The organism is Streptomyces sp. NPDC000880, from assembly GCF_053599675.1.
Genome location: NZ_JBSFMS010000031.1, coordinates 28,086 through 54,944 on the forward strand (window position 1 = coordinate 28,086; position 26,859 = coordinate 54,944).

A 26,859-nucleotide genomic window follows, 5' to 3' on the forward strand; every position below is an offset into this window, starting at 1 on the left:
CACCCGTTTGCCGAATGGACTTCGGCGGTCATTCGGCATTCTGGATTGAGGCACACTGAGGCCCCCAGTTAGCAATCGGAGCGGGTGAAACCATATGACAATTACAGCGACCGGACCGGTATCCGTCGGCCATGGGAGAAGGCGACGGGCTGTCGAGAGCGAAGTCGGTGGCAGTCGTGGCTTCGCGTGGCTTTTGGTGATCACGGGTGCTGCGGGGCTGCTGGCTTCGTGGGTCATCACGATCGACAAGTTCAAGCTGCTTGAGGATCCGTCGTTCACGCCGGGGTGCAGTCTGAATCCGGTGGTGTCCTGCGGGAACATCATGAAGAGCGAGCAGGCGTCGGCGTTCGGGTTTCCGAATCCGATGCTGGGGCTGGTGGCGTACGCGATGGTGATCGCGATCGGTGTCGCGCTGTTGGCGGGTGCGCGTTACCGGCGCTGGTACTGGCTGGGGCTCAACGCCGGCTGTCTGTTCGGCGTCGGCTTCTGCACGTGGCTGCAGTACCAGTCGCTGTACAGCATCAACGCGTTGTGCCTGTGGTGCTCGCTGGCCTGGGTCGCCACCATCGTGATGTTCTGCTACGTCACTCTGCACAACATCGAGCACCGGATCATCAAGGTCCCCGAAGGGCTGCGCAAGGGGCTGCTGGAGTTCCACTGGATGCCCCCGGTGCTGTGGACCGGCATCATCGGGATGCTCATCCTGACCCGCTGGTGGGACTTCTGGACCAGCTGACGGGCGCCGAGGGCGTTGTCAGTGCTCTGACTTAGGCTTCATGACGTGGAGCCCGACCTCTTTACCGCCGCCGCGGAAGAACGCCAGGAGAAGGACCCGTCCGCCAGCCCCCTGGCCGTCCGGATGCGCCCGCGCACCCTCGATGAAGTCGTCGGCCAGCAGCATCTGCTGAAGCCCGGATCGCCGCTGCGCCGGCTCGTCGGCGAGGGCGGCGGCGGCCCCGCCGGACCCTCCTCGGTGATCCTCTGGGGCCCGCCAGGCATCGGCAAGACGACCCTCGCGTACGTCGTCTCCAAGGCGACCAACAAACGCTTCGTGGAGCTCTCCGCGATCACCGCGGGTGTCAAGGAGGTACGGGCGGTCATCGACGGCGCCCGCCGGGCCGCGGGCGGCTTCGGCAAGGAGACCGTCCTCTTCCTCGACGAGATCCACCGCTTCTCCAAGGCCCAGCAGGACTCGCTGCTGCCCGCCGTGGAGAACCGCTGGGTGACGCTGATCGCCGCCACCACCGAGAATCCGTACTTCTCGATCATCTCCCCCCTGCTTTCCCGCTCCCTGCTGCTCACGCTGGAGTCGCTGACCGACGAGGACCTGAGCGCACTGCTGCACCGGGCGCTCACCGAGGAGCGGGGACTCGGCGGTGCCGTCACCCTCCCCGAGGACTCCGAGGCGCATCTGCTGCGGATCTCGGGCGGCGACGCCCGCCGGGCGCTGACTGCCCTGGAGGCGGCCGCGGGAGCCGCGATGGACAAGAGCGAGAAGGAGATCAGCCTCCAGACCCTGGAGGAGACCGTCGACCGCGCGGCGGTGAAGTACGACCGTGACGGCGATCAGCACTACGACGTGGCGAGCGCCCTGATCAAGTCCATCCGCGGCTCCGACGTGGACGCCGCGCTGCACTATCTGGCCCGCATGATCGAGGCGGGGGAGGACCCGCGGTTCATCGCTCGCCGGCTGATGATCTCGGCGAGCGAGGACATCGGTCTCGCCGACCCGACGGCGCTGCCCACCGCGGTCGCGGCCGCCCAGGCCGTGGCCATGATCGGCTTCCCCGAGGCCGCGCTCACCCTCAGCCACGCCACCATCGCACTCGCGCTCGCCCCCAAGTCGAACGCCGTGACCACGGCGATAGGCGCGGCGCTCGCCGATGTGCGGGCCGGGCTGGCGGGCCCCGTCCCGCCGCATGTGCGCGACGGCCACTACAAGGGCGCGGCCAAGCTCGGCCACGCCCAGGGGTACGTCTATCCGCACGATGTGCCCGGTGCTATCGCCGCCCAGCAGTACGCCCCGGACGCGGTGCAGGGCAAGCGCTACTACGAGCCCACGCGGTATGGCGCCGAGGCGCGGTACGCCGATGTGGTCGAGAAGGTCCGTGAGCGGCTGCGCGGGGATTGATCCGCGCCACGGCCCGCCGGAGCGCGCACCCGGCGCGGCCTCAGCGCGTCGCGGGCTCTGTGCGGCGCGGCCTCAGCGCGACGCGGCCTCGAACAGCGCGTGCATGGCCCGGCGCAGCTCGGTGACGTCCCGCACCGGCGTGGCGAAGTCGAAGCGCGCGTCGAAGCACCGCTTGCCGGTGAATCGCACCCGCAGTCCGAACCGGTCCAGCGCCAGCGGCACCGCCCGCTGCCCGTTCGCGCACTCCCCCTCCGCACTCCCCCTGGGGGCACCTCCCAGCGGTAGCTGGGGGACTTCGGCCGGAGGGACCCGCATCTTGCTTCGTTTGCCGAGCAGCCGGCACAGCCCCTGTACCTGCTCGCTGTGTGCGGAGTGCAGATGCTGCAGCAGCTCCGTCTCGTGCGCGAAGAGCGGATCGGCCGATGCCCGCGCGAACTCCTTCGGCTCGACGCTGTCGGCACCCCACAGATCGTCGACGCACGCCTCGCCGACCTCGAGCCGCACCATCATCCGCCCGGGCTCGGCCAGCCCGGGCACGCAGGTCAGCCAGCCGGAGACCCAGGCGCGCCCGCGGATACGATTGGGCACGGAGACCGGCGCGACATCGGTGATCTCCAGCACAGCGGACAGCTCGTCGTCCTGCGCGTGCGTGGCGGCGCGTACGGCCGGCGAGTCCGCGGGGAAGAGCAGGAACACCTCTCCGTCCGGACCCATGGCCCGGGCCTGCGGTGTCAGCTGCTCGGGACGTGCCACCTCCACCCCCGGGATGAGCAGTACCGCGGAGGATGTACTCTGTACGAGAGTTCGTGTGCGCTCGGCTGCTGACGGCATCCGAGCGATTTCAAGCCCGCTGGGACGCGGCTGACCATGAGCTGATCGGACCTCCGTCGCCTCGATGCTCTGTGCAGCGTCGACGTTCTTTGTGCTGTCCGTGATGCGCTTGGTGTTCCCAGGGCGAGACATGCGATCTCCTTGAGTAAGGTGAGCCTAACCTACAACGGAGGTCTGGAGAACGTGCCTAACCAGTCGCGTCCCAAGGTCAAGAAGTCTCGTGCGCTCGGTATCGCACTGACGCCGAAGGCCGTCAAGTACTTCGAAGCCCGTCCCTACCCGCCGGGCGAGCACGGCCGTGGCCGCAAGCAGAACTCGGACTACAAGGTCCGTCTGCTCGAGAAGCAGCGCCTGCGCGCGCAGTACGACATCAGCGAGCGCCAGATGGCGCGCGCCTACGACCGCGCCAAGAAGGCCGAGGGCAAGACGGGCGAGGCGCTGGTCGTCGAGCTCGAGCGCCGTCTCGACGCCCTGGTCCTGCGTTCGGGCATCGCCCGCACCATCTACCAGGCCCGTCAGATGGTCGTCCACGGCCACATCGAGGTCAACGGCGGCAAGGTAGACAAGCCGTCCTTCCGCGTCCGTCCCGACGACGTCGTGATGGTCCGCGAGCGCTCCCGCGAGAAGAGCCTCTTCCAGGTCGCGCGTGAGGGTGGCTTCGCCGCCGACGGCGAGACCCCGCGCTACCTGCAGGTCAACCTGAAGGCCCTGGCGTTCCGCCTGGACCGTGATCCGCAGCGTAAGGAAGTTCCGGTCATCTGCGACGAGCAGCTGGTCGTCGAGTACTACGCCCGCTGATCAAGGCGTAGCTCACAGCGCTTCAGCCCGCCGCTTCCCCGCCCTTACCGGTGGGGGAGCCGGCGGGCTCTCGCGTTTCCAGGTCGAGGGGTGAGCCGGACGCCGTCGCGGTATCGATTGACGCCGCCCGCTCCGGCGACGGTGCTCCGTACAATCACCTTGCGTGACTCCTCTCGTCCCCGGCCGTAATGCGGTATGGGGTGCGACCCCGGGCGCGATAGGGTCGGAGGACGATTTTCGAGGTATCCATCGACGAACAGAGAGCGGTGCAGAGTGACCGGTGGAGAGGTTGCCGGGATCCTGGTGGCCGTGTTCTGGGCGATCTTGGTCTCCTTCCTCGCCGTGGTGCTGGTGAGGCTGGCACAGACGCTCAGGGCGACCACCAAACTCGTGGCGGACGTGACCGAGCAGGCAGTGCCGCTGCTTGCCGACGCCTCCGCGACGGTGCGCTCCGCACAGAACCAGCTCGACCGGGTCGACGCCATCGCGACGGACGTCCAGGAGGTCACCTCCAATGCCTCCGCGCTTTCCACGACGGTCGCCTCGACCTTCGGCGGCCCACTGGTCAAGGTCGCCGCATTCGGGTACGGCGTACGCCGGGCCATGAGCCGCAAGAGCGAGGACGCGCCCGCGCCGTCCCGTCGCACGGTGGTCGTCGGCCGCACGGTGCCCGCTCCCCGACGCAAGAAGCGGAAAGGCTGAGGCACGATGTTCCGCCGCACGTTCTGGTTCACCGCAGGTGCCGCAGCCGGTGTCTGGGCCACCACCAAGGTCAACCGCAAGCTGAAGCAGCTGACCCCCGAGAGCCTCGCCGCGCAGGCCGCGAACAAGGCGATCGACGCGGGCCACAAGCTCAAGGACTTCGCACTCGACGTCAGGTCCGGCATGGTCAAGCGCGAGGCCGAACTGGGTGAAGCGCTCGGCCTGCAGGCAGCCGCCGACCGCGAACTGCCCGCGCAGCGGCGCCCTGCCGCGATCGACTACCCCAAGCACCCCCACAACAAGCACTCCTACAACTCGTACAACCGGAATGAGGACCACTGATGGAGTCGGCTGAAATTCGCCGCCGCTGGCTGAGCTTCTTCGAGGAGCGCGGGCACACCGTCGTGCCTTCGGCGTCGCTCATCGCGGACGACCCGACTCTGCTGCTGGTCAACGCGGGCATGGTCCCGTTCAAGCCGTACTTCCTCGGCGAGGCCAAGCCGCCGGCCCCGCGCGCCACCAGCGTGCAGAAGTGTGTCCGTACGCCGGACATCGAAGAGGTCGGCAAGACCACCCGCCACGGCACGTTCTTCCAGATGTGCGGCAACTTCTCCTTCGGCGACTACTTCAAGGAAGGCGCCATCAAGTACGCCTGGGAGCTGCTTACCAGCTCCGTGGCGGACGGTGGCTACGGCCTCGACCCCGAGCGCCTGTGGATCACGGTCTACAAGGAGGACGACGAGGCCGAGCAGATCTGGCGCGACGTGATCGGCGTGCCCCCTGAGCGCATCCAGCGTCTGGGCATGGGGCCCAACTTCTGGTCGATGGGCGTCCCCGGACCCTGCGGACCCTGCTCCGAGATCAACTACGACCGCGGCCCGGAGTTCGGCGAAGAGGGCGGCCCTGCCGTCAACGACGAGCGATACGTGGAGATCTGGAACCTGGTCTTCATGCAGTACGAGCGCGGTGCCGGCGAGGGTAAGGAGGACTTCCCGATCCTTGGCGAGCTGCCGTCGAAGAACATCGACACGGGCCTCGGCCTCGAGCGCCTCGCGATGATCCTGCAGGGCGTACAGAACATGTACGAGACCGACACCCTGCGCGTCGTCATGGACAAGGCCACCGAGCTGACCGGCGTGCGCTACGGCGCCGAGCATGGCTCGGACGTCTCGATGCGAGTGGTCGCCGACCACATCCGCACCTCCGTGATGCTCATCGGCGACGGCGTCACCCCCGGCAACGAGGGCCGTGGCTACGTGCTGCGCCGCATCATGCGCCGCGCCATCCGCAATATGCGCCTCCTGGGCGCCACCGAGCCCGTCGTCGCCGAGCTGGTCGACGTGGTCATCAAGACCATGGGCGAGCAGTACCCGGAGCTGATCACCGACCGCAAGCGGATCGAGGCCGTGGCCCTCGCCGAGGAGGCCGCGTTCCTCAAGACGCTGAAGGCCGGCACCAACATCCTCGACACCGCCATCACCGAGACCAAGTCCGGCGGCGGCAAGGTACTCGCCGGCGACAAGGCCTTCCTGCTCCACGACACCTGGGGCTTCCCGATCGACCTCACCCTGGAGATGGCCGCCGAGCAGGGCCTCTCAGTGGACGAGGACGGCTTCCGCCGCCTGATGAAGCAGCAGCGGGAGCAGGCCAAGGCCGACGCCAGGGCCAAGAAGACCGGCCACGCCGACGTGTCCGCCTACCGGCTCGTCGCCGACCAGTCCGGCATCACCGAGTTCACCGGCTACACCCACACCGAGGGCGAGTCGACCATCGTCGGCCTGCTGGTCGACGGCATGCCGTCGCCGGCGGCCTCCGAGGGCGACGAGGTCGAGGTAGTCCTCGACCGCACCCCCTTCTACGCCGAGGGCGGCGGCCAGCTCGCCGACCAGGGCCGCATCAAGCTCGACACGGGCGCCGTCATCCAGGTCCGCGATGTGCAGCAGCCGGTCCCGGGCGTCTCCGTCCACAAGGGCTCGGTACAGGTCGGCGAGGTGACCGTCGGCGCTTCTGCCTACGCCGCCATCGATATCAAACGCCGCCGCGCCATCGCCCGCGCCCACAGCGCCACGCACCTCACCCACCAGGCGCTGCGCGACGCCCTCGGTCCGACGGCCGCCCAGGCCGGCTCGGAGAACTCGCCAGGCCGCTTCCGCTTCGACTTCGGCTCGCCCGCCGCCGTACCCGGCACGGTCCTCACCGACGTCGAGCAGAAGATCAATGAAGTCCTCGCCCGGGAACTCGACGTACAGGCCGAGATCATGAGCATCGACGAGGCCAAGAAGCAGGGCGCCATCGCCGAGTTCGGCGAGAAGTACGGCGAGCGGGTGCGCGTCGTCACCATCGGCGACTTCTCCAAGGAGCTGTGCGGCGGCACGCATGTGCACAACACCGCCCAGCTGGGCCTGGTGAAGCTGCTCGGAGAGTCCTCGATCGGCTCCGGTGTGCGCCGTATCGAAGCCCTCGTCGGCGTCGACGCCTACAACTTCCTCGCCAGGGAGCACACGGTCGTCGCCCAGCTCCAGGAGCTGGTCAAGGGCCGTCCCGAGGAGCTCCCCGAGAAGATCTCCGGCATGCTCGCCAAGCTGAAGGACGCCGAGAAGGAGATCGAGAAGTTCCGCGCGGAGAAGGTGCTCGCCGCCGCCGCCGGTCTTGCCTCGGGCGCCAAGGACGTACGGGGCGTGGCCCTGGTCACCGGCCAGGTACCGGACGGCACCGCCGCCGACGACCTGCGCAAGCTGGTCCTCGACGTCCGTGGCCGCATCCCGGGCGACCGTCCGGCGGTCGTGGCCCTGTTCACGGTGGCGGGCGGCCGACCGCTGACCGTCATCGCCACCAACGAGGCCGCCCGCGAGCGTGGTCTCAAGGCCGGCGACCTGGTCCGTGCCGCCGCCAAGACCCTCGGCGGCGGCGGTGGCGGCAAGCCGGACGTCGCCCAGGGCGGCGGCCAGAACCCGGACGCCATCGGCGATGCTGTCGCCGCCGTGGAGCGTCTCGTCGCCGAGACGGCCTGACGCCGTGCGCCGTGGACGCCGCCTCGCGCTCGATGTCGGGGACGCCCGCATCGGGGTCGCCTCGTGCGACCCCGACGGGGTCCTCGCCACTCCGGTCGAGACCGTGCCGGGACGCGACGTCCCGGCCGCCCACCGGCGGCTGAAGCAACTGGTCGAGGAGTACGAACCGATCGAGGTCGTCGTCGGCCTGCCCCGCTCGCTCAGCGGCGGGGAAGGCCCGGCCGCGGTCAAGATCCGCGGCTTCGCCCAGGAGTTCGCGCGCGGCATCGCCCCTGTTCCGGTCCGACTGGTCGACGAGAGGATGACCACAGTGACGGCCAGTCAGGGGCTGCGCGCTTCGGGCGTGAAGTCCAAAAAGGGCCGTTCCGTCATCGACCAGGCTGCCGCTGTGGTGATCCTGCAGAACGCTCTGGAGTCCGAACGGGCGTCAGGTGCCGCTCCGGGCGAGGGCGTCGAAGTGGTTGTCTGATCGCGATACGGTAACGTTCCGCGCGATGCGGCGGTGTTCGAACAGTTGCCGCACAGCAAAGAGGCTGACCCGTTCTGCGTCTGCCTCGCGGCCCTAGGGGATCGATGACTGAGTATGGGCGGGGCCCCGGCTCCGAACCGTGGCATCCCGAGGACCCTTTGTACGGGGACCAGGGATGGGGAGGACAGCAGGCCGCAGCCGGCGACACTCCGTACGGCGGTCAGCCGCAGCAGCAGTACCCGCAGCAGTACGGCACCCAGCACGACCCGTACCAGCAGCAGTACAACGAGCAACAGCAACATTACAACCAGCAACAATTGCAGTACAACCAGCAACAACAGCAGTACAACCAGCAGCAGTACAACGGCGGCTGGGACACCGGCCAGCAGGCGGCCATGCCGTACGGAGCCAATCCGGCCGACACGTACGGCGGCCGGGAGCCCGGCTATGGCGGCGAGAGCGGCGACTACTACGCCACGCCCGAGGCCTTCCCGCCGCCTCGGCCCCCGGGCCGCCGTCAGCCGGAGCCCGATCCCGGGCCCGAGTCCACGACCGACTGGGATGCCGAGGCGCCCCAGGAGGAGACCCACCCCTTCTTCACCGGCGACGACGGCCGGGACGACGACGGCCAGGACGACGACGACCCGCGCGAGACGCGCCGGGGCGGCGGCCGTGAGCGCCGCGGAAAGACCAAGAAGAAGAGCAAGAACGGCTGCGCTTGCCTGGTCGTCGCGCTGGTGCTCGCCGGCGGCCTCGGCGGCGTCGGCTACTTCGGCTACCAGTTCTGGCAGGGCCAGTTCGGCGCGGCAGCCGAGGACTTCACGGGCGCCGGAAGCGGCTCGGCCGAGGTCGAGATCCCCAAGGGGGCGGGCCTCGGCGAGATCGGCGCCATCCTCAAGGAGGCCGGTGTCGTCAAGAGCACGGACGCGTTCGTCTCGGCGGCCAACAACAATCCCGAGGGCAAGTCCATTCAGGCGGGCGTCTACAGCCTTGCCAAGGGCCAGTCCGCGGCCAATGCCGTCGAGGCGATGCTGAATCCGGCGAGCCGCAGTGCACTTGTCCTCTTCCCGGGCATGCGCAACGCCCAGGTCTACGAGGCCATGGACAAGCGGCTGGAACTGGCGCCGGGTACCACCAAGGGCGTCGCCAAGCAGCAGGCGAAGAGCCTCGGCCTGCCGGACTGGGCCTACGACAACTCGAAGGTCAGGGACCCGCTGGAGGGCTTCCTCTATCCCTCGAACTACCCGATGGCGAAGGGCACGAAGCCTGAGGACGTCCTCAAGAAGATGGTCGCCCGCGCGAACGCCGAGTATGCCAAGTTCGACTTCAAGGCCGAGGCCTCCAAACGCGGACTCAAGTCCCCGCTGGAACTCATCACCGTCGCGAGCCTCGTCCAGGCAGAAGGTATGACGCATGACGACTTCAAGAAAATGGCGGCGGTCGTCTACAACCGTCTGAAGCCGAGCAATACGGTGACGAACCAGAAGCTCGAGTTCGACTCGACGTATAACTACCTGAAGAACCAGAGCAAGATCGACATCTCCACCACGGAGATCCGGAACTTTGACGACCCGTACAACACGTACTTCTACAAGGGCCTGCCGCCGGGTGCGATCGGCAACCCGGGTGGGGACGCCCTGAACGCGGCGATGTCTCCGGACGACGGCGCCTGGATGTTCTTCATCTCCATCGACGGCAAGACCACCAAGTTCACCAAGACGCTGTCCGAGCACGAGAAGCTGGTGAATGAGTTCAACCAGCAACGGCGAAAGGGTGGGTGAGCCTGAGCGTCGGCGCGGGTGAGGGACACCGCCTTCGCAGAGGACGCCTGCCGGCTGCCGACCGGCAACGGGCAGCGCACGATGGCGATCTGGCGCGACCTCGCCAACGGAGCTCTTGGCTTCGCCGGTACCCGGAACACTGCCGTCGCTCTCGGCGCAGGCATCCGCAAGGCCCGCCGCATGCCGGCGTCGGTCAGAACAGTCCCCGCCCAGGGCGACCGAGAGCGCCACATCCAGCAGGATCTGGCCCGGATCATGCACTGCCCGCGGCTTGCGCCACGGTTGAGCGCCGCCGGTATCGCACCATCCAGGCCGGATTTACGGACCGTCTCGGTCAGCAGCAACGATCCCTCCTGCCCAACCACCGGCGGCCGGCGCCCCTCGATGCGAACGCGCGGGTACAACCCGATACTCTTCTTCACCTGGGAAGTGCCTCTTTCACCGCCACGTCCAGGACCCTCAGCGAGTCCTATCGTTGCAGGTCAGGGGTTTTTCTGTTTCCTCGATCACCTACCGGACAGCCCGCCTGGTGAAAGACCGAGGTTGACGAAGCCAAGGTTTCAAGCGGATGGGAGACAGCCGGTGGTCTGCAGGCAGACTGGTCCTCGTCGGGCGGCGGTTCTCGGATCGCCGATCGCCCACTCGCTCTCCCCGGTGCTGCACCGCGCCGCCTATGCGGAACTCGGCCTCGCCAACTGGTCGTACGACCGTTTCGAGGTGGACGAGGCAGGGCTCCCGGGATTCCTGGAGGGGCTCGACGGCTCCTGGGCCGGGCTGTCGCTCACCATGCCGCTCAAGCGCGCGATCCTGCCGCTGCTCGACGGCATCAGCGACACCGCGGCCTCGGTCGAAGCCGTCAACACCGTTGTCTTCACCGAGGACGGCCGCCGCGTCGGCGACAACACCGACATCCCTGGCATGATCGCCGCACTGCGCGAGCGGGGCGTGGACAAGGTCGAATCGGCCGCTGTGCTGGGCGCGGGCGCGACAGCTTCGTCCGCTCTCGCCGCGCTCTCGCGGATCTGTGCGGGGCCTGTCACCGCCTTTGTACGCAGTGCCGCCCGGGCCGAGGAGATGCGGGGCTGGGGCGAGCGGCTCGGCGTCGACGTGCACATCGCCGACTGGGCGGAGGCCGACGTGGCGCTGCGTGCGCCGCTGGTCATCGCCACCACTCCGGCCGGTGCCACCGACGAGCTGGCGCACGCCGTACCGAACCGCCCCGGGACGCTCTTCGACGTGCTTTACGACCCCTGGCCGACCGCACTCGCCGCCGCCTGGTCGCGGCGCGACGGGGATGTCGTCGGCGGCCTCGACCTCCTGGTCCACCAGGCGGTGCTCCAGGTCGAGCAGATGACGGGGCGGACCCCCGCGCCGCTCGCGGCCATGCGGGCCGCCGGGGAGAAGGCGCTGACCAGCGGCGGAACCGCGTGAATCTCGCGGGGGGCGCCGTGGAGGCCATCGTCAAGTTCCTTCTGCGCACGGTGCCCCTCCAGGTGTACGCCGGACTGGCCGTCGGCATCGTCCTGATCGTGCTGCTGGTGAGGCTGAGGCGGGCTCGGACGTCCGGCTGATGGACCGGAGACCAGGTCACGGCTCCGGACGTGGGAGGATCGAGTCAGGCGTGCCAGGGCCGCGCACCCGGTCGCGCCGTCGCAGTTCCAGGCGCGAGCAGGAGGAGCACCGTTGAGCAGGTTGCGTTGGCTGACGGCGGGGGAGTCGCACGGCCCCGCACTGGTGGCGACGCTGGAGGGTCTTCCCGCCGGTGTGCCGATCACCACGGAGATGGTGGCGGACCACCTTGCCCGGCGGCGCCTCGGCTATGGGCGCGGCGCACGGATGAAGTTCGAGCGTGACGAGGTGACCTTCCTCGGCGGTGTACGGCACGGGCTGACCATGGGGTCGCCGGTCGCGGTGATGGTGGGCAACACCGAGTGGCCGAAGTGGGAGAAGGTCATGGCGGCCGACCCGGTCGACCCCGACGAGCTCGCGCAGCTGGCCCGTAACGCCCCGCTGACCCGCCCGCGGCCCGGTCACGCCGACCTGGCGGGCATGCAGAAGTACGCACTCGACGAAGCCCGGCCGATCCTGGAGCGGGCCAGCGCCCGCGAGACGGCCGCGCGCGTCGCGCTCGGCGCGGTCGCCCGCTCGTACCTCAAGGAGACGACGGGCATCGAGATCGTCTCCCATGTCGTCGAGCTGGCGGCGGCGAAGGCTCCGTACGGCGTCTACCCCAAGCCCTCCGACGAGGCGAAGCTCGACGCCGACCCGGTGCGCTGCCTGGACGCGGACGCGTCGAAGGCGATGGTCGCGGAGATCGACCAGGCCCACAAGGACGGCGACACCCTTGGTGGTGTGGTCGAGGTGCTGGCGTACGGAGTGCCGGTCGGCCTCGGCTCGCACGTGCACTGGGACCGCAGGCTCGACGCCCGCCTCGCCGCCGCGCTCATGGGCATCCAGGCGATCAAGGGCGTCGAGGTCGGCGACGGTTTCGACCTCGCGCGGGTGCCCGGATCGAAGGCGCACGACGAGATCGTGCCGACCCCGGACGGGATCCGCCGCGCCTCCGGCCACTCCGGCGGCACCGAGGGCGGCATGTCGACGGGTGAGCTGCTGCGGGTACGGGCCGCGATGAAGCCGATCGCGACCGTGCCGCGCGCGCTGGCCACTGTCGACGTCGCCACCGGCGAGGTCGCGGCAGCCCACCACCAGCGTTCCGACGTGTGTGCCGTCCCGGCCGCGGGGATCGTCGCCGAGGCGATGGTCGCGCTCGTGCTCGCGGACGCGGTCGCCGAGAAGTTCGGCGGCGACAGCGTGACCGAGACCAGCCGCAATGTGCGGTCCTACCTCGACAGCCTGCACATCCGGTGAACGCGCCGCTGACGCCGCTGATCGTCCTGGTCGGGCCCATGGGCTCGGGAAAGTCCACCGTCGGCGAGCTGCTCGCCGAGCGGCTCGGCGTGTCCTACCGGGACACCGACGCCGACATCGTCGCGGCCCAGCGCCGGGAGATCGCGGACATCTTCGTCGACGAGGGCGAACTGTACTTCCGTGAGCTCGAAAGGCAGGCCGTACGAGTCGCGGTCGCCGAGCACCCGGGCGTGCTCGCCCTCGGCGGCGGCGCCATCCTCGACGACTCGACCCGCGAGCTGCTGGCCGGGCTTCCCGTCGTCTATCTCTCGCTGGATGTGGAGGAGGCGGTCAGGCGGGTCGGCCTCAACCAGGCGCGCCCGCTGCTCGCCGTCAATCCCCGCCGCCAGTGGCGGGAGCTGATGGACGCACGCCGCCACCTGTACACCGAAGTCGCCCGCGTTGTCGTCGCCACGGACGACCGCACCCCCGAAGAGGTCGCCCAAGCGGTCCTCGACGCCCTGAAGCTGGAGAAGCAGGCATGACGGACCAGGCTGTGACCCGTATCCAGGTCGGCGGTACGGAAGGCTCCGATCCGTACGAGGTGCTGGTCGGTCGGCAGCTGCTCGGCGAGCTTCCCGGGCTGATCGGCCGCGCCCAGAGGGTGGCGGTGCTGCACCCCGAGGCGCTGGCCGGCACCGGCGACGCGATCCGCGAGGACCTGGCTTCCCAGGGGTACGAGGCGATCGCGATCCAGCTGCCGAACGCCGAGGAGGCCAAGACCGTCGAAGTCGCGGCGTACTGCTGGAAGGCACTCGGCCAGACCGGCTTCACCCGTAGCGACGTCATCGTCGGCGTCGGCGGCGGCGCCACCACCGACGTCGCGGGCTTCGTGGCAGCGACCTGGCTGCGGGGCGTGCGCTGGATCGCCCTGCCGACGACCGTGCTCGGCATGGTCGACGCGGCCGTCGGTGGCAAGACCGGCATCAACACCGCCGAGGGCAAGAACCTCGTGGGCGCCTTCCACCCGCCCACCGGGGTGCTGTGCGATCTTGCCGCGCTGGACTCGCTGCCCGTCAACGACTACGTCAGCGGTATGGCCGAGATCATCAAGGCGGGCTTCATCGCCGACCCGGCGATCCTCGACCTGGTCGAGGCCGACCCGCAGGGCGCGCGCACTCCGGCCGGTCCGCACACCGCCGAGCTGATCGAGCGCTCGATCCGGGTGAAGGCAGAGGTCGTCTCCAACGACCTCAAGGAGTCCGGGCTGCGCGAGATCCTCAACTACGGGCACACGCTCGCCCATGCCATCGAGAAGAACGAGCGCTACAAGTGGCGGCACGGCGCGGCAGTCTCGGTCGGCATGGTCTTCGCCGCCGAACTGGGCCGTCTGGCAGGCCGGTTGGACGACGCGACCGCGGACCGGCACCGTTCCGTACTGGAGTCCGTCGGACTGCCGCTCACCTACCGTGGCGACCAGTGGCCGAAGCTCTTGGAGACCATGAAGGTCGACAAGAAGTCCCGCGGCAATCTGCTGCGCTTCATCGTGCTCGACGGCCTCGCCAAGCCGACCGTGCTGGAGGGCCCGGACCCGGCCGTGTTGCTCGCCGCGTACGGGGAGGTGGCCGCATGACCCGCCGGGTGCTCGTCCTCAACGGCCCCAACCTCGGGCGGCTCGGCTCCCGCGAGCCCGACGTCTACGGCGCGACCTCCTACGCGGGTCTGGTGGAGAACTGCCGGCAGCTCGGCAGGGAGCTCGGCTTCGACGTCGACGTACGCGAGACGAACGACGAGGGCGAGATGATCCGCTGGCTGCACGAGGCCGCCGACGGCTCAATTCCGGTCGTTCTCAACCCCGGTGCCTTCACGCACTATTCGTACGGGATGCGCGACGCGGCCGCCCAGCGGACCGCCCCGCTGATCGAGGTGCACATCTCGAATCCGTACACGCGTGAGACATTCCGGCATACTTCGGTGGTCGCGGCGGTCGCCAGCGGCACGGTCGCGGGCTTCGGCATCGGCTCGTACCGCCTCGCTCTGCGCGCCCTGGCCGAGGAACTGACGGGCTGACAGGGCACTTCGGTCCTTCCCCGGTCGTTCCCACGGGGGGCGGACGGGAAGGTACCGTTCGGTAGCAAGGCGGCCGAGTGCCGCCTGACATCGTCAGTCGTACGAGACGGAGTGGCACCGGATGCAGCACGCAGTGGGGGCTCCGCTGCCGCCGCCCCACGGACCGGGGCAGGGACCGGCCGGATGGACACACAGCGCGCAGCACCCGGGGCCGCCTTCCGCGGCTCCCGCCGGGCCGCCGCACCCGCAGGGCCAGCCGCCCGCCGGGCCGCCTCCTGGGCATCCGCCGCAGGGCCGGCTGCCCGCCGCTCCCGCGGGCCCTCCGCACTCGCAGAGTCCTCCACACGGCGGGCATCCCGCCCCCGGCTGGTCAGGGCCCGGCCCCCAGCACGCCTCCGCATCGGCATCCCGCGACACGACGGGACACATCCAGCTGCCGCCCGGCGGCCCGGTTCCCCTACCCGCCCCGCCGCCCGCCGACAGCGGTACCGGCGTTGCCACCCTCGCCGTTCTGCTGATCGGCCCGGCCGGCGCGGGCAAGACGACTGTGGCCCGGCACTGGGCCACCAGCCGCCGCGCCCCCACCGCGCACATCAGCCTCGACGACGTACGCGAATGGGTCTGTTCCGGCTTCGCCGACCCCCAGTCCGGCTGGAACGACCACTCCGAGGCGCAGTACCGCCTCGCCCGCCGCACCTGCGGCTTCGCCGCCCGCAACTTCCTGGCGAACGGCATCTCCTGCATCCTCGACGACGCGGTCTTCCCGGACCGGCCGGTCGTCGGTCTCGGCGGCTGGAAGCGCCATGTCGGCCCGGGCCTGCTGCCCGTCGTCCTGCTCCCCGGCCTCGAGATCGTGCTGGAGCGCAACGCCGAGCGCAGCGGCAACCGGCGCCTGTCGGACGAGGAAGTCGCCAGCATCCATGGCCGGATGGCCGGCTGGTACGGATCCGGGCTGCCGATAATCGACAACTCCAAGTACGACGTGGAGACCACGGCCCGGGTGCTCGACGACGTACTGGCCCGGTCCATCGCGAGCCCGCCGAGCTGGTAGCCGGGGCGGACGCTGCGATACGGCTGCCCGCCCCGCCCGTGCGCACCCCGGTCGGACGCGCTGACCAGGCCGAGCCGCGCCTACGCTCGTAGGCTCGTGACATGTCAGAGGTGTATGGGATCCGCCGCGACCGGCTGCGCGACCGGTGCGCGGCCACCGGCAGCGCCGGGGTCCTGGTCTCGCGCCCCGCCAACGTCCGCTATCTCGCGGGCGGCGCGCCACCCGGCGCCGTGCTGCTGCTCGGCCCCGGCGAAGACAACCTGCTCTGCCCCCGTACACCCACCGGCGACCCCGCCGACGGCCGTCCCGACGAGCAGCTGCGGCTGACCGTCCTGCCGACCTCGGCCGGCGATCCGGCGGTCGCGGCAGCCGAGCTCGCGCGGACCGTCGGTGTGGAGTGCCTCGCCGTCGAGGAGCACCATCTGACCGTCGCGAGGCACCGGGCGGTAGGCTCGGTCGCTCCCCGGCTGCGTCTCGCCGACCTCGGCCTCGCCGTCGAGCAGCAGCGACTCGTCAAGGACGAGGAGGAGATCGCCTGCCTGCGGATCGCTGCCGAGATCACCGACCAGGCCCTCGGCGAACTGCTGGAGTCGATCCTGGTGGGCCGTACCGAACGGCATCTCGCCCTGGAGCTGGAGCGCCGGCTCGTCGACCACGGCGCCGAAGGCCCGGCCTTCCCGACCTCGGTCGCCACCGGACCCAACTCGGGCCGCGGCGGCCACCGTCCCACCGACCGCCGGGTCGAGGAGGGGGATTTCCTCGCCGTCTGCGTGGGCGCCAACTACCGGGGCTACCGCTGCGAGATCGGCCGTACGTTTGTGATCGGGACGACCCCGGCGGACTGGCAGATCGAGCTGTACGACATTGTCTTCACCGCTCAGCGGGCCGCCCGGGAGTCTCTCTCACCGGGCGCCGCGTACCGCGATGTGGACCATGCGGCCCGCCAGATCCTGGACGCCGCGGGCCATGGCGAGGGACTCCCGCCGCTCACCGGGCACGGCGTCGGGCTCGAAATCGACGAGGACCCGAAGCTGGCCCCTGCGGCCATGGGTAAACTGGACGCTTGTGTGCCGGTCACCGTCGAACCGGGGGTCCACCTCCCGGGGCGGGGCGGTGTCCGGATCGATGACACGCTCGTCGTGCGCCAGGAGGCGGACGGCGGACCCGAGCTACTCACCATCACGACCAAGGAGCTACTCGCGCTCTAGCTCAGCTGAGCGCGCGTCCTCGGTCGTCCACCAGCGTCAGTCCAGGAGATTCCGCAACCGTGGCTTCCACGAACGACCTCAAGAACGGCATGGTGCTCAAGCTCGACGGAGGCCAGCTCTGGTCCGTCGTCGAGTTCCAGCACGTCAAGCCCGGCAAGGGCCCTGCCTTTGTGCGCACCAAGCTCAAGAACGTGCTCTCCGGCAAGGTCGTCGACAAGACCTTCAACGCCGGCGTGAAGGTCGAGACGGCCACCGTCGACCGCCGCGACATGCAGTTCTCGTACATGGACGGCGACTACTTCGTCTTCATGGACATGCAGACGTACGATCAGCTGCATATCGAGCGCAAGGCAGTCGGTGACGCCGCCAACTTCCTGATCGAGGGCTTCACCGCCAGCGTCGCCCAGCACGAGGGTGAGGTGCTCTATGTCGAGCTGCCCGCCGCCGTCGAGCTGACCATCCAGCACACGGACCCCGGCGTCCAGGGCGACCGCTCCACCGGTGGCACCAAGCCCGCCACGCTGGAGACCGGCTTCGAGATCGGTGTCCCGCTCTTCATCACCACCGGTGAGAAGATCAAGGTCGACACCCGCTCCGGTGAGTACCTCGGCCGGGTGAACAGCTAACCGTGGCTGCCCGGAACAAGGCCCGTAAGCGCGCCTTTCAGATCCTCTTCGAGGCCGACCAGCGCGGTACGTCCGTGCAGACGGTCCTCGCGGACTGGGTGCGGCACGCGCGGACCGACGACCGGCAGCCGCCGGTCGGCGAGTACACGATGGAGCTCGTCGAGGGGTACGCGCAGTACGCCGACCGGATCGACGACCTCATCGCCACCTACGCGGTCGGCTGGACCCTCGACCGGATGCCGGTCGTCGACCGCAACATCATCCGGCTCGGCGCATACGAGCTGGTGTGGGTGGATGAGACCCCGGACGCGGTGGTGATCGACGAGGCGGTGCAGCTCGCCAAGGAGTTCTCCACCGACGAGTCCCCGTCGTTCGTGAACGGCCTGCTCGGCCGCTTCAAGGACCTCAAGCCGAGCCTGCGCCGCGACTAGCGCGCACCCGGCTCCACCAGGCCCGAAGCGGAAGACGAACAATCTTCCGCTTCGGGCCTGGTGCATGTCCGGGCCCCTGATGCCGTCGGCCGGCTCCACCGGAGCCGCCCCGAGGCCCGCCGCGCGGTCGATACGCAAAGGAGGGCGAACCCGCACATGGCGGGTTCGCCCTCCGACGTGACGTTTCTCCTGAAGTGGCGTCAGCCCTCTTCGTGGGAGACCGCGCGCCGCGCGTCCGCGTCCAGCACGCCCCAGCTGATGAGCTGCTCGGTCAGGACCGAGGGCGACTGATCGTAGATGACGGCCAGGGTGCGCAGGTCGTCCTGACGGATCGACAGCACCTTGCCGTTGTAGTCGCCGCGCTGGGACTGGATCGTGGCGGCGTAGCGCTGCAACGGGCCCGCCTTCTCCTGCGGCACATGCGCCAGCCGCTCCAGATCCAGGACGAGCTTCGGCGGCGGCTCGGCGGCCCCGCCCGGCGTGGTGCCAGGAAGCAGCTCCTGCACCGGGACGCCGTAGAAGTCCGCCAGCTCAGCGAGGCGCTGCACGGTCACCGCACGGTCGCCGCGCTCGTACGAACCGACCACAACGGCCTTCCAGCGGCCCTGGGACTTCTCCTCCACGCCGTGGAGGGAGAGCCCCTGCTGGGTACGGATGGCGCGGAGCTTGGCCCCGAGCTGTTTTGCGTATTCGCTGGACATATAGCTCCCCGGACGAAGTCTGGTAACTCACTGTAAGGTTACGCAGCGTTACTTGGATGCGTCAAGCCGAAAAGGTCCGACCGGTCTCTGCCTGCGGCGAGACCGGGGTCCGCGACCGGGGCCCCGCAAGGCCCTGGTAACGTAGGTGGCGCAATTTCGACGTCCTTTAAGGTCCGTCCCGTGAGGCGGAGAAGGAGGTCCGTTTCATATGGACACGAAGAACAGCTCCGATGCGGCACGCCCAGTTCTCGAGGCTCCCGACATCGCGCGGGTACTGACCCGCATCGCCCACGAGATCGTCGAACGCGCCAAGGGCGCCGACGACGTGGTGCTTCTCGGCATTCCGACCCGCGGTGTCTTCCTCGCCCGCCGGCTGGCCGACAAGCTCGAAGAGATCACCGGCCGCAAGATCCCGGTCGGCTCCCTCGACATCACCATGTACCGCGACGATCTGCGTCTGCGGCCCGCCCGCACGCTGGCCCGCACCGAGATCCCCGGTGACGGCGTCGACGGCCGGCTCGTCGTCCTCGTCGACGACGTGCTCTTCTCCGGCCGCACCATCCGCGCCGGGCTCGACGCCCTCGGCGACATCGGCAGGCCGCGCGCCGTGCAGCTCGCCGTGCTGGTCGACCGCGGCCACCGCGAACTCCCGATCCGCGCCGACTACGTCGGCAAGAACCTCCCCACGTCGCTGCGGGAGACGGTCAAGGTCCAGCTCGCCGAGGAGGACGGTCGCGACACCGTGCTGCTCGGTGTCCGCGAGACCGCCCCGGCCGGCGAGCAGTAGCACCTCCGTACGCCTCCATCACGTACGGACGTGCCCCCCGCGCCCGCATGCCGCTGTGCTGCCCGGGTGACAACCCCGGACGCCCGACCTCCAGACAACGGAGCACACCCAGATGAAGCGCCACCTCATCTCGGCCGCCGACCTCACCCGCGACGACGCCGTGCTGATCCTCGACACCGCCGAGGAGATGGCCCGGGTCGCCGACCGGCCGATCAAGAAACTGCCGACCCTGCGCGGCCGCACCGTCGTCAACCTCTTCTTCGAGGACTCGACACGGACCCGGATCTCCTTCGAGGCCGCCGCCAAGCGGCTCTCCGCCGACGTCATCAACTTCTCCGCCAAGGGGTCCTCGGTCTCCAAGGGCGAGTCGCTCAAGGACACCGCGCTGACCCTGGAGGCGATGGGCGCGGACGCCGTCGTCATCCGGCACGGCGCGTCCGGAGCCCCGTACCGGCTCGCCACCTCCGGCTGGATCGACGGCGCGGTCGTCAACGCAGGGGACGGCACCCACGAGCACCCCACGCAGGCGCTGCTCGACGCCTTCACCATGCGCCGCCGTCTGGTCGGCGCCGACGCCGGGACAGGGCGTGGCCTCGACGGGCGCCGGATCACGATCGTCGGCGATGTGCTGCACAGCCGGGTGGCCCGCTCCAACGTCCTGCTGCTGAACACCCTCGGCGCCGAGGTCACGCTGGTCGCTCCGCCCACCCTGGTGCCTATCGGCGTCGAGAACTGGCCTTGCGAGGTGTCGTTCGCACTCGACGAAGTGCTGCCGAAGTCCGACGCGGTAATGATGCTGCGGGTGCAGCGCGAGCGGATGAACGCCGCCTTCTTCCCGACCGAGCGTGAGTACTCGCGCCGCTACGGCCTGGACGGCGACCGCATGGCCCGGATGCCGGAGCACGCCATCGTCATGCACCCCGGCCCGATGAACCGCGGCATGGAGATCACCGCCGAGGTCGCCGACTCCGACCGCTGCACGGCCGTCGAGCAGGTCGCCAACGGCGTCTCGACCCGCATGGCCGTCCTGTATCTGCTTCTGGGCGGCAACGAGTCCGCCATCAGCCCCACCCGCACCGAGGAGAACAAGTAACCATGAGCAAGATCCTTATTCGTGGCGCGAAGGTGCTGGGAGGCGAGGCGCAGGACGTCCTGATCGACGGCGAGACCATCGCCGCGGTCGGAGCAGACCTCGCAGCGGGCGACGCGACCGTCGTCGAGGCCGAGGGGCAGATCCTGCTGCCCGGCCTGGTCGACCTGCACACCCATCTGCGCGAGCCCGGCCGTGAGGACTCCGAGACCGTCCTCACCGGCACCAAGGCGGCCGCTGTCGGCGGCTTCACCGCCGTACACGCCATGGCGAACACCTTCCCGGTCGCCGACACGGCCGGCGTCGTCGAGCAGGTCTACCGCCTCGGCAAGGAGTCCGGCTACTGCGACGTGCAGCCCGTCGGCGCCGTCACCGTCGGCCTGGAGGGCAAGCAGCTCGCCGAGCTCGGCGCGATGCACGACTCCGCCGCCGGTGTGAGGGTCTTCTCCGACGACGGCAAGTGCGTCGACGACGCCGTGATCATGCGCCGCGCGCTGGAGTATGTGAAGGCCTTCGACGGCGTCGTCGCCCAGCACGCCCAGGAGCCCCGCCTCACCGAGGGCGCCCAGATGAACGAGGGCATCGTCTCCGCCGAGCTCGGCCTCGGCGGCTGGCCGGCCGTCGCCGAGGAGTCGATCATCGCCCGCGATGTCCTCCTCGCCGCCCACGTCGGCTCCCGCGTCCACATCTGCCACCTCTCGACGGCCGGCTCGGTCGAGATCGTCCGCTGGGCCAAGTCCAAGGGCTGGAATGTCACCGCCGAGGTCACCCCGCACCACCTGCTGCTCACCGACGAGCTGGTACGCACGTACAACCCCGTCTACAAGGTGAACCCGCCGCTGCGCACCGAGGCCGACGTCCTGGCCCTGCGCGAGGCCCTCGCCGACGGCACCATCGACTGCGTCGCCACCGACCACGCCCCGCACCCGCACGAGGACAAGGACTGCGAGTGGGCCGCCGCCGCCATGGGCATGGTGGGCCTGGAGACCGCGCTCTCCGTCGTCCAGCAGACGATGGTGGAGACCGGGCTGCTCGACTGGGCCGCAGTCGCCGACCGGATGTCCTTCCGCCCGGCGCAGATCGGCCGTCTGGACGGCCACGGCCGCCCCGTCTCGCCAGGTGAGCCCGCGAACCTCACGCTCGTCGATCCGGCATACCGTGGACTGGTGGACCCCGCGGGCTTCGCCTCCCGCAGCCGCAACACCCCCTACCAGGGCCGTGAGCTGCCGGGACGCGTGACTCACACCTTCCTGCGGGGCCGGGCCACGGTTGTCGACGGGAAGCTCGCGTGACATCTCTCATCCAAATCGCCGCCGAGCAGAAGTCGGCCGCTGTGACCGACTGGGCCGCCCGCATCGGCTGGGTCGTCGGACTGCTGCTCTTCATCGCGTTCGTCTACTGGCTGATGCGACAGGGATGGAAGTGGCGCGGCAGCCTCCAGTCCGACCTGCCCGAGCTGTCTGCCGTGCCCGAGGCGCCGGGCGAGGCGACACTTGAGCTGACCGGCCGCTACCACGGCTCCACGACCGCAGGGCAGTGGCTGGACCGGATCGTGGCCCATGGCCTGGGCGCACGCAGCCGGGTCGAACTCAGGCTCACGGACACGGGCCTCGAGGTAGTACGCCCCGGGGCGCGGGACTTCTTCGTCCCGAAGACGGCCCTGCGCGAGGCCAGGCTGGACAAGGGCATCGCGGGCAAGGTCCTCGCCGAGGGCGGACTGCTGATCGTCACCTGGGCGCACGGCGACAAGCTGATCGACTCCGGCTTCCGCTCCGACCACGCGGCCGAGCACGCCGCCTGGGTCGAGGCGATCAACATCATGAGCACGCTGAACAGCACGACGGAAGGCACCGCACGATGACGACCTCCAATCCGGGGCACGCCTCGAAGAGGCAAGGGGCGTCTCCCGCCGTACTCGTCCTGGAGGACGGCCGCGCCTTCCGCGGCCGCGCCTACGGGGCCGTGGGGGAGACCTTCGGCGAGGCGGTGTTCAACACCGGCATGACCGGTTACCAGGAGACCCTCACCGACCCCTCGTACCACCGTCAGGTCGTCGTGATGACCGCCCCGCACGTCGGCAACACCGGCGTCAACGACGAGGACGACGAGTCCAAGCGGATCTGGGTCGCCGGCTATGTCGTCCGCGACCCCGCGCGGGTGCCCTCCAACTGGCGCTCCCGGCGCTCCCTTGACGACGAGCTCGTCGCCCAGGGCGTGGTGGGCATCAGCGGCATCGACACCCGTGCGCTCACCCGCCATCTGCGTGAGCGCGGCGCGATGCGCGTCGGCATCTTCTCCGGCGAGACGCTCGCCGACGAGGCCACGCTGCTCGCGCGGGTGCAGGAAGCCCCCGCGATGAAGGGCGCGAACCTCTCCGCAGAGGTGGCTGCCACCGAGGCGTACGTCGTCCCGGCGATCGGGGCCAAGCGCTTCACCGTCGCCGCCATAGACCTCGGCATCAAGGGCATGACCCCGCACCGGATGGCCGAGCGCGGCATCGAGGTGCACGTCCTGCCCGCCACCGCCACGGTCGAGGACGTGTACGCCGTGAACCCCGACGGCGTGTTCCTCTCCAACGGTCCCGGCGACCCGGCGACCGCCGACCTGACCGTGATCAAGGGAGTGCTGGAGCGCAAGACCCCGCTCTTCGGCATCTGCTTCGGCAACCAGCTGCTCGGCCGCTCGCTCGGCTTCGGCACGTACAAGCTGAAGTACGGCCACCGCGGTATCAACCAGCCCGTGCAGGACCGCTCCACAGGCAAGGTCGAGGTCACCGCCCACAACCACGGCTTCGCCGTCGACGCGCCCCTCGACAAGGTCTCCGAGACCCCCTACGGCCGCGCCGAGGTCTCCCACGTCTGCCTCAACGACAACGTGGTGGAGGGCCTGAAGCTGCTCGACCAGCCGGCCTTCAGCGTGCAGTACCACCCCGAGGCGGCCGCGGGCCCGCACGACGCCGCGTACCTCTTCGACCGTTTCGTATCCCTGATGGAGGGCCAGCGTGCCTAAGCGCTCCGATATCCAGTCCGTCCTGGTCATCGGCTCCGGCCCGATCGTCATCGGTCAGGCCGCCGAGTTCGACTACTCCGGCACCCAGGCCTGCCGCGTCCTCAAGTCCGAGGGCCTGCGCGTCATCCTGGTGAACTCCAACCCGGCGACGATCATGACCGACCCGGAGATCGCCGACGCCACGTACGTCGAGCCGATCACCCCGGAGTTCGTCGAGAAGATCATCGCCAAGGAGCGCCCCGACGCGCTGCTGCCCACCCTCGGCGGCCAGACCGCGCTCAACACCGCGATCGCCATGCACGAGCACGGTGTGCTCGAGAAGTACGGCGTCGAGCTCATCGGCGCCAATGTCGAGGCGATCAACAAGGGCGAGGACCGCGACCTGTTCAAGGGCGTCGTCGAGGCCGTCAACGCCAAGATCGGCCACGGCGAGTCCGCCCGCTCGGTCATCTGCCACTCCATGGACGACGTCCTGGGGGGCGTCGACGAGCTGGGCGGCTACCCGGTCGTCGTCCGCCCCTCCTTCACCATGGGCGGCGCAGGCTCCGGCTTCGCGCACAACGAGGACGAGCTGCGCCGTATCGCGGGACAGGGCCTCACGCTCTCGCCGACCACCGAGGTGCTCCTGGAGGAGTCCATCCTCGGCTGGAAGGAGTACGAGCTGGAGCTGATGCGCGACAAGCACGACAACGTCGTGGTGGTCTGCTCCATCGAGAACTTCGACCCCATGGGCGTGCACACCGGCGACTCGATCACCGTCGCGCCCGCGATGACGCTGACGGACCGTGAGTACCAGCGGCTGCGCGACGTCGGCATCGCGATCATCCGCGAGGTCGGCGTGGACACCGGCGGCTGCAACATCCAGTTCGCCGTCAACCCCGAGGACGGCCGGATCATCGTCATCGAGATGAACCCGCGGGTGTCGCGGTCCTCGGCGCTGGCGTCGAAGGCCACCGGCTTCCCGATCGCCAAGATCGCCGCCCGTCTCGCCGTCGGCTACACCCTCGATGAGATCCCCAACGACATCACCGAGAAGACCCCGGCGTCCTTCGAGCCCACGCTCGACTACGTCGTCGTCAAGGTGCCGCGCTTTGCCTTCGAGAAGTTCCCCTCCGCCGACGCCACCCTCACCACCACCATGAAGTCGGTGGGCGAGGCCATGGCGATCGGCCGGAACTTCACCGAGGCGCTGAACAAGGCCCTGCGCTCGCTGGAGAAGAGGGGCTCGCAGTTCTCCTTCACCGGTGATCCCGGCGACAAGGACGGGCTGCTGCTGGCTGCCAAGGTCCCCACCGACGGCCGGATCAACACCGTCATGCACGCCATTCGCGCGGGCGCCACGCCAGAAGAGGTCTTCGAAGCGACGAAGATCGACCCCTGGTTCGTCGACCAGCTCTTCCTGATCAAGGAGTACGCCGACGAGCTCGCCGCCGCCGACAAGCTCGATCCCGAGCTGCTCGCGGACGCAAAGCGCCACGGCTTCTCCGACGTCCAGATCGCCGAGATCCGCGGGCTGCGCGAGGACGTCGTACGCGAGGTCCGGCACGCGCTGGGCATTCGCCCGGTCTACAAGACAGTCGACACCTGCGCCGCCGAATTCGCCGCCAAGACCCCGTACTTCTACTCCTCCTACGACGAGGAGAGCGAGGTCGCGCCGCGTGAGAAGCCCGCCGTGATCATCCTCGGCTCGGGACCCAACCGCATCGGCCAGGGCATCGAGTTCGACTACTCCTGCGTCCACGCCTCCTTCGCGCTCAGCGACGCGGGCTACGAGACCGTGATGGTCAACTGCAACCCCGAGACCGTCTCCACCGACTACGACACCTCCGACCGGCTCTACTTCGAGCCGCTCACCCTGGAGGACGTCCTGGAGATCGTCCACGCCGAGTCCCAGGCCGGCCCGATCGCCGGTGTGATCGTCCAGCTCGGTGGCCAGACCCCACTGGGCCTCGCGCAGGCGCTCAAGGACAACGGCGTGCCCGTCGTGGGCACCCCGCCGGAGGCGATCCACGCCGCCGAGGACCGCGGCGCCTTCGGCCAGGTCCTCGCCGAGGCCGGACTCCCTGCACCCAAGCACGGCACAGCGACCACCTTCGCCGGGGCCAAGGCCATCGCCGACGAGATCGGCTACCCCGTCCTCGTACGCCCGTCGTACGTGCTCGGCGGGCGCGGCATGGAGATCGTGTACGACGAGGCCCGCCTCGAGTCGTACATCGCCGAGTCCACCGAGATCAGCCCCACCCGTCCCGTGCTGGTAGACCGTTTCCTCGACGACGCGATCGAGATCGACGTCGACGCGCTCTACGACGGCACCGAGCTCTACCTCGGCGGCGTGATGGAGCACATCGAGGAGGCCGGCATCCACTCCGGCGACTCGGCCTGCGCACTGCCCCCGATCACGCTCGGCGGCTTCGACATCAAGCGGCTGCGGGCTTCGACCGAAGCCATCGCGCGCGGCGTCGGGGTGCGCGGACTGATCAACATCCAGTTCGCGATGGCCGGCGACATCCTGTACGTCCTCGAGGCCAACCCGCGTGCCTCGCGCACCGTCCCCTTCACCTCGAAGGCGACCGCCGTGCCGCTGGCGAAGGCCGCCGCCCGCATCTCACTCGGCGCGACCATCGCCGAGCTGCGCACCCAGGGCCTGCTGCCATCGAGCGGCGACGGCGGAACGCTCCCGATGGACGCGCCGATCTCCGTCAAGGAGGCCGTGATGCCGTGGTCGCGCTTCCGCGACATCCATGGCCGCGGCGTCGACACCGTCCTCGGCCCGGAGATGCGCTCCACCGGTGAGGTCATGGGCATCGACTCGGTGTTCGGCACGGCGTACGCCAAGTCCCAGGCGGGCGCGTACGGTCCGCTGCCCACCAAGGGCCGCGCGTTCATCTCCGTCGCCAACCGCGACAAGCGCTCGATGATCTTCCCGGCCCGCGAACTGGTCGCGCACGGCTTCGAGCTGCTCGCCACGTCCGGCACGGCCGAGGTGCTCAAGCGCAACGGCATAAACGCCACCATCGTGCGCAAGCAGAGCGAAGGCACGGGCCCGAACGGCGAGCGGACCATCGTCCAGCTCATCCACGACGGCGATGTCGACCTCATCGTCAACACCCCGTACGGCACCGGCGGCCGTCTCGACGGCTACGACATCCGTACGGCGGCGGTGGCGCGCTCCGTGCCGTGCCTGACGACGGTCCAGGCGCTCGCTGCCGCTGTCCAGGGCATCGACGCGCTCAACCGCGGGGACGTGGGCGTGCGTTCACTCCAGGAACACGCGGAACACCTGACCGCGGCCCGCGACTAGCAATCGGGGAGGGGG

General features: G+C 69.5%; 26 protein-coding genes and 1 pseudogene. 24 read left to right on the top strand and 3 right to left on the bottom strand.

Annotation, left to right across the window (positions count from 1 at the left end; all coding sequences use genetic code 11):
• Window positions 1-94 precede the first annotated feature (94 nt).
• Both ACWDO5_RS13465 and ACWDO5_RS13470 read left to right on the top strand, forming a co-directional pair.
• Entirely contained in the window at window positions 95-736 is a 642-nt protein-coding gene (locus tag ACWDO5_RS13465) for a vitamin K epoxide reductase family protein (RefSeq protein WP_450530427.1), read from the top strand.
• 45 nt (window positions 737-781) lie between these two features.
• The gene (locus ACWDO5_RS13470) at window positions 782-2,131 is read left to right on the top strand and encodes a replication-associated recombination protein A (protein ID WP_450530428.1); all 1,350 of its coding nucleotides are present in this window, start codon (window positions 782-784) and stop codon (window positions 2,129-2,131) included.
• 72 nt (window positions 2,132-2,203) lie between these two features.
• Here the strand turns inward: ACWDO5_RS13470 and ACWDO5_RS13475 are convergent, their stop codons facing one another.
• Window positions 2,204-2,962, bottom strand: a complete 759-nt coding sequence (locus ACWDO5_RS13475; RefSeq protein WP_450530457.1) for a hypothetical protein — start codon at window positions 2,960-2,962, stop codon at window positions 2,204-2,206.
• A 183-nt stretch (window positions 2,963-3,145) separates the two neighbouring features.
• Between ACWDO5_RS13475 and rpsD the strand changes: the two genes are divergently transcribed.
• The 6 genes from rpsD to mltG all read left to right on the top strand — a co-directional run bounded on the left by rpsD (window position 3,146) and on the right by mltG (window position 9,723).
• Entirely contained in the window at window positions 3,146-3,760 is a 615-nt protein-coding gene (rpsD, locus tag ACWDO5_RS13480; RefSeq protein ID WP_450530429.1) for a 30S ribosomal protein S4, read from the top strand.
• 273 nt (window positions 3,761-4,033) lie between these two features.
• Window positions 4,034-4,462 (top strand): DUF948 domain-containing protein, encoded by a 429-nt coding sequence (locus ACWDO5_RS13485; RefSeq protein WP_450530430.1) that lies wholly within the window; start codon window positions 4,034-4,036, stop codon window positions 4,460-4,462.
• Window positions 4,463-4,468: 6 nt separating this feature from the next.
• The gene (locus ACWDO5_RS13490; RefSeq protein WP_450530431.1) at window positions 4,469-4,804 is read left to right on the top strand and encodes a DUF6167 family protein; all 336 of its coding nucleotides are present in this window, start codon (window positions 4,469-4,471) and stop codon (window positions 4,802-4,804) included.
• Entirely contained in the window at window positions 4,804-7,473 is a 2,670-nt protein-coding gene (gene alaS / locus ACWDO5_RS13495) for an alanine--tRNA ligase (RefSeq protein WP_450530432.1), read from the top strand. Before ACWDO5_RS13490 ends, alaS begins: the two co-directional genes overlap by 1 nt.
• 4 nt (window positions 7,474-7,477) lie before the next feature.
• Window positions 7,478-7,942: a Holliday junction resolvase RuvX gene (gene ruvX, locus ACWDO5_RS13500; RefSeq protein ID WP_450530433.1), complete on the top strand. Its 465-nt coding sequence runs from the start codon at window positions 7,478-7,480 to the stop codon at window positions 7,940-7,942.
• A 104-nt stretch (window positions 7,943-8,046) separates the two neighbouring features.
• Window positions 8,047-9,723: an endolytic transglycosylase MltG gene (mltG, locus tag ACWDO5_RS13505; RefSeq protein ID WP_450530434.1), complete on the top strand. Its 1,677-nt coding sequence runs from the start codon at window positions 8,047-8,049 to the stop codon at window positions 9,721-9,723.
• A gap of 198 nt (window positions 9,724-9,921) precedes the next feature.
• Here mltG and ACWDO5_RS13510 read toward each other — a convergent pair.
• Window positions 9,922-10,145 (bottom strand): annotated as a pseudogene (locus tag ACWDO5_RS13510) (IS1380 family transposase); the annotation flags it as partial.
• 160 nt (window positions 10,146-10,305) lie between these two features.
• On the opposite strand from ACWDO5_RS13510, the gene ACWDO5_RS13515 reads away from it, so the two are divergent.
• The 10 genes from ACWDO5_RS13515 (at window position 10,306) to nusB (ending at window position 17,956) form a co-directional block, all read left to right on the top strand.
• On the top strand, window positions 10,306-11,154 hold the full coding sequence (locus ACWDO5_RS13515) for a shikimate dehydrogenase (protein ID WP_450530435.1): 849 nt from the start codon (window positions 10,306-10,308) through the stop codon (window positions 11,152-11,154).
• On the top strand, window positions 11,151-11,294 hold the full coding sequence (locus ACWDO5_RS13520) for a hypothetical protein (protein ID WP_450530436.1): 144 nt from the start codon (window positions 11,151-11,153) through the stop codon (window positions 11,292-11,294). The genes ACWDO5_RS13515 and ACWDO5_RS13520 overlap by 4 nt, the downstream gene beginning before the upstream one ends.
• Before the next feature lie 112 nt (window positions 11,295-11,406).
• Window positions 11,407-12,591: a chorismate synthase gene (gene aroC, locus ACWDO5_RS13525; RefSeq protein ID WP_450530437.1), complete on the top strand. Its 1,185-nt coding sequence runs from the start codon at window positions 11,407-11,409 to the stop codon at window positions 12,589-12,591.
• A gap of 38 nt (window positions 12,592-12,629) precedes the next feature.
• Complete coding sequence (locus ACWDO5_RS13530) at window positions 12,630-13,115, top strand: shikimate kinase (RefSeq protein WP_450530458.1); 486 nt, start codon at window positions 12,630-12,632, stop codon at window positions 13,113-13,115.
• Window positions 13,112-14,203: a 3-dehydroquinate synthase gene (gene aroB, locus ACWDO5_RS13535; protein ID WP_450530438.1), complete on the top strand. Its 1,092-nt coding sequence runs from the start codon at window positions 13,112-13,114 to the stop codon at window positions 14,201-14,203. Before ACWDO5_RS13530 ends, aroB begins: the two co-directional genes overlap by 4 nt.
• Window positions 14,200-14,640 carry a type II 3-dehydroquinate dehydratase gene (locus ACWDO5_RS13540; protein WP_450530439.1) on the top strand — a complete coding sequence of 147 codons (441 nt, stop codon included), beginning with the start codon at window positions 14,200-14,202 and terminating at the stop codon, window positions 14,638-14,640. The genes aroB and ACWDO5_RS13540 overlap by 4 nt, the downstream gene beginning before the upstream one ends.
• Window positions 14,641-14,761: 121 nt before the next feature.
• Window positions 14,762-15,691 carry a Pro-rich N-terminal domain-containing protein gene (locus ACWDO5_RS13545; protein WP_450530440.1) on the top strand — a complete coding sequence of 310 codons (930 nt, stop codon included), beginning with the start codon at window positions 14,762-14,764 and terminating at the stop codon, window positions 15,689-15,691.
• Window positions 15,692-15,792: 101 nt separating this feature from the next.
• On the top strand, window positions 15,793-16,899 hold the full coding sequence (locus tag ACWDO5_RS13550) for an aminopeptidase P family protein (protein ID WP_450530441.1): 1,107 nt from the start codon (window positions 15,793-15,795) through the stop codon (window positions 16,897-16,899).
• Between the two features lie 59 nt (window positions 16,900-16,958).
• Window positions 16,959-17,525 (top strand): elongation factor P, encoded by a 567-nt coding sequence (gene efp, locus ACWDO5_RS13555; RefSeq protein WP_406306088.1) that lies wholly within the window; start codon window positions 16,959-16,961, stop codon window positions 17,523-17,525.
• Window positions 17,526-17,527: 2 nt separating this feature from the next.
• Window positions 17,528-17,956: a transcription antitermination factor NusB gene (gene nusB, locus ACWDO5_RS13560; protein WP_450530442.1), complete on the top strand. Its 429-nt coding sequence runs from the start codon at window positions 17,528-17,530 to the stop codon at window positions 17,954-17,956.
• Between the two features lie 200 nt (window positions 17,957-18,156).
• Here nusB and bldD read toward each other — a convergent pair whose 3' ends face one another.
• The gene (gene bldD / locus ACWDO5_RS13565) at window positions 18,157-18,657 is read right to left on the bottom strand and encodes a transcriptional regulator BldD (protein ID WP_450530443.1); all 501 of its coding nucleotides are present in this window, start codon (window positions 18,655-18,657) and stop codon (window positions 18,157-18,159) included.
• 208 nt (window positions 18,658-18,865) lie between these two features.
• Here bldD and pyrR point away from each other — a divergent pair, with 208 nt between their 5' ends.
• From pyrR to carB, 6 genes are all read left to right on the top strand, one after another.
• Entirely contained in the window at window positions 18,866-19,444 is a 579-nt protein-coding gene (gene pyrR / locus ACWDO5_RS13570; protein WP_450530444.1) for a bifunctional pyr operon transcriptional regulator/uracil phosphoribosyltransferase PyrR, read from the top strand.
• A gap of 112 nt (window positions 19,445-19,556) precedes the next feature.
• Window positions 19,557-20,537, top strand: a complete 981-nt coding sequence (locus ACWDO5_RS13575) for an aspartate carbamoyltransferase catalytic subunit (protein ID WP_450530445.1) — start codon at window positions 19,557-19,559, stop codon at window positions 20,535-20,537.
• 2 nt (window positions 20,538-20,539) lie between these two features.
• Entirely contained in the window at window positions 20,540-21,826 is a 1,287-nt protein-coding gene (locus tag ACWDO5_RS13580) for a dihydroorotase (RefSeq protein WP_450530446.1), read from the top strand.
• Window positions 21,823-22,395 carry a PH-like domain-containing protein gene (locus tag ACWDO5_RS13585; RefSeq protein WP_450530447.1) on the top strand — a complete coding sequence of 191 codons (573 nt, stop codon included), beginning with the start codon at window positions 21,823-21,825 and terminating at the stop codon, window positions 22,393-22,395. Before ACWDO5_RS13580 ends, ACWDO5_RS13585 begins: the two co-directional genes overlap by 4 nt.
• A complete protein-coding gene (carA, locus tag ACWDO5_RS13590) occupies window positions 22,392-23,543 on the top strand; it encodes a glutamine-hydrolyzing carbamoyl-phosphate synthase small subunit (RefSeq protein ID WP_450530448.1) in 1,152 nt (383 codons plus the stop codon). Before ACWDO5_RS13585 ends, carA begins: the two co-directional genes overlap by 4 nt.
• Window positions 23,536-26,844 carry a carbamoyl-phosphate synthase large subunit gene (gene carB / locus ACWDO5_RS13595; protein WP_450530449.1) on the top strand — a complete coding sequence of 1,103 codons (3,309 nt, stop codon included), beginning with the start codon at window positions 23,536-23,538 and terminating at the stop codon, window positions 26,842-26,844. Before carA ends, carB begins: the two co-directional genes overlap by 8 nt.
• Window positions 26,845-26,859 lie beyond the last annotated feature (15 nt).

Bases quoted from the DNA above. Each gene is read 5' to 3' on its own strand.
- ACWDO5_RS13465 (WP_450530427.1), top strand. From the start codon at position 95: ATGACAATTACAGCGACCGGACCGGTATCCGTCGGCCATGGGAGAAGG.
- ACWDO5_RS13475 (WP_450530457.1), bottom strand. From the start codon at position 2,962: ATGCCGTCAGCAGCCGAGCGCACACGAACTCTCGTACAGAGTACATCC.
- ACWDO5_RS13490 (WP_450530431.1), top strand. From the start codon at position 4,469: ATGTTCCGCCGCACGTTCTGGTTCACCGCAGGTGCCGCAGCCGGTGTC.
- alaS (WP_450530432.1), top strand. From the start codon at position 4,804: ATGGAGTCGGCTGAAATTCGCCGCCGCTGGCTGAGCTTCTTCGAGGAG.
- mltG (WP_450530434.1), top strand. From the start codon at position 8,047: ATGACTGAGTATGGGCGGGGCCCCGGCTCCGAACCGTGGCATCCCGAG.
- ACWDO5_RS13530 (WP_450530458.1), top strand. From the start codon at position 12,630: ATGGGCTCGGGAAAGTCCACCGTCGGCGAGCTGCTCGCCGAGCGGCTC.
- aroB (WP_450530438.1), top strand. From the start codon at position 13,112: ATGACGGACCAGGCTGTGACCCGTATCCAGGTCGGCGGTACGGAAGGC.
- ACWDO5_RS13540 (WP_450530439.1), top strand. From the start codon at position 14,200: ATGACCCGCCGGGTGCTCGTCCTCAACGGCCCCAACCTCGGGCGGCTC.
- ACWDO5_RS13545 (WP_450530440.1), top strand. From the start codon at position 14,762: ATGCAGCACGCAGTGGGGGCTCCGCTGCCGCCGCCCCACGGACCGGGG.
- ACWDO5_RS13550 (WP_450530441.1), top strand. From the start codon at position 15,793: ATGTCAGAGGTGTATGGGATCCGCCGCGACCGGCTGCGCGACCGGTGC.
- bldD (WP_450530443.1), bottom strand. From the start codon at position 18,657: ATGTCCAGCGAATACGCAAAACAGCTCGGGGCCAAGCTCCGCGCCATC.
- pyrR (WP_450530444.1), top strand. From the start codon at position 18,866: ATGGACACGAAGAACAGCTCCGATGCGGCACGCCCAGTTCTCGAGGCT.
- ACWDO5_RS13575 (WP_450530445.1), top strand. From the start codon at position 19,557: ATGAAGCGCCACCTCATCTCGGCCGCCGACCTCACCCGCGACGACGCC.
- ACWDO5_RS13580 (WP_450530446.1), top strand. From the start codon at position 20,540: ATGAGCAAGATCCTTATTCGTGGCGCGAAGGTGCTGGGAGGCGAGGCG.
- carA (WP_450530448.1), top strand. From the start codon at position 22,392: ATGACGACCTCCAATCCGGGGCACGCCTCGAAGAGGCAAGGGGCGTCT.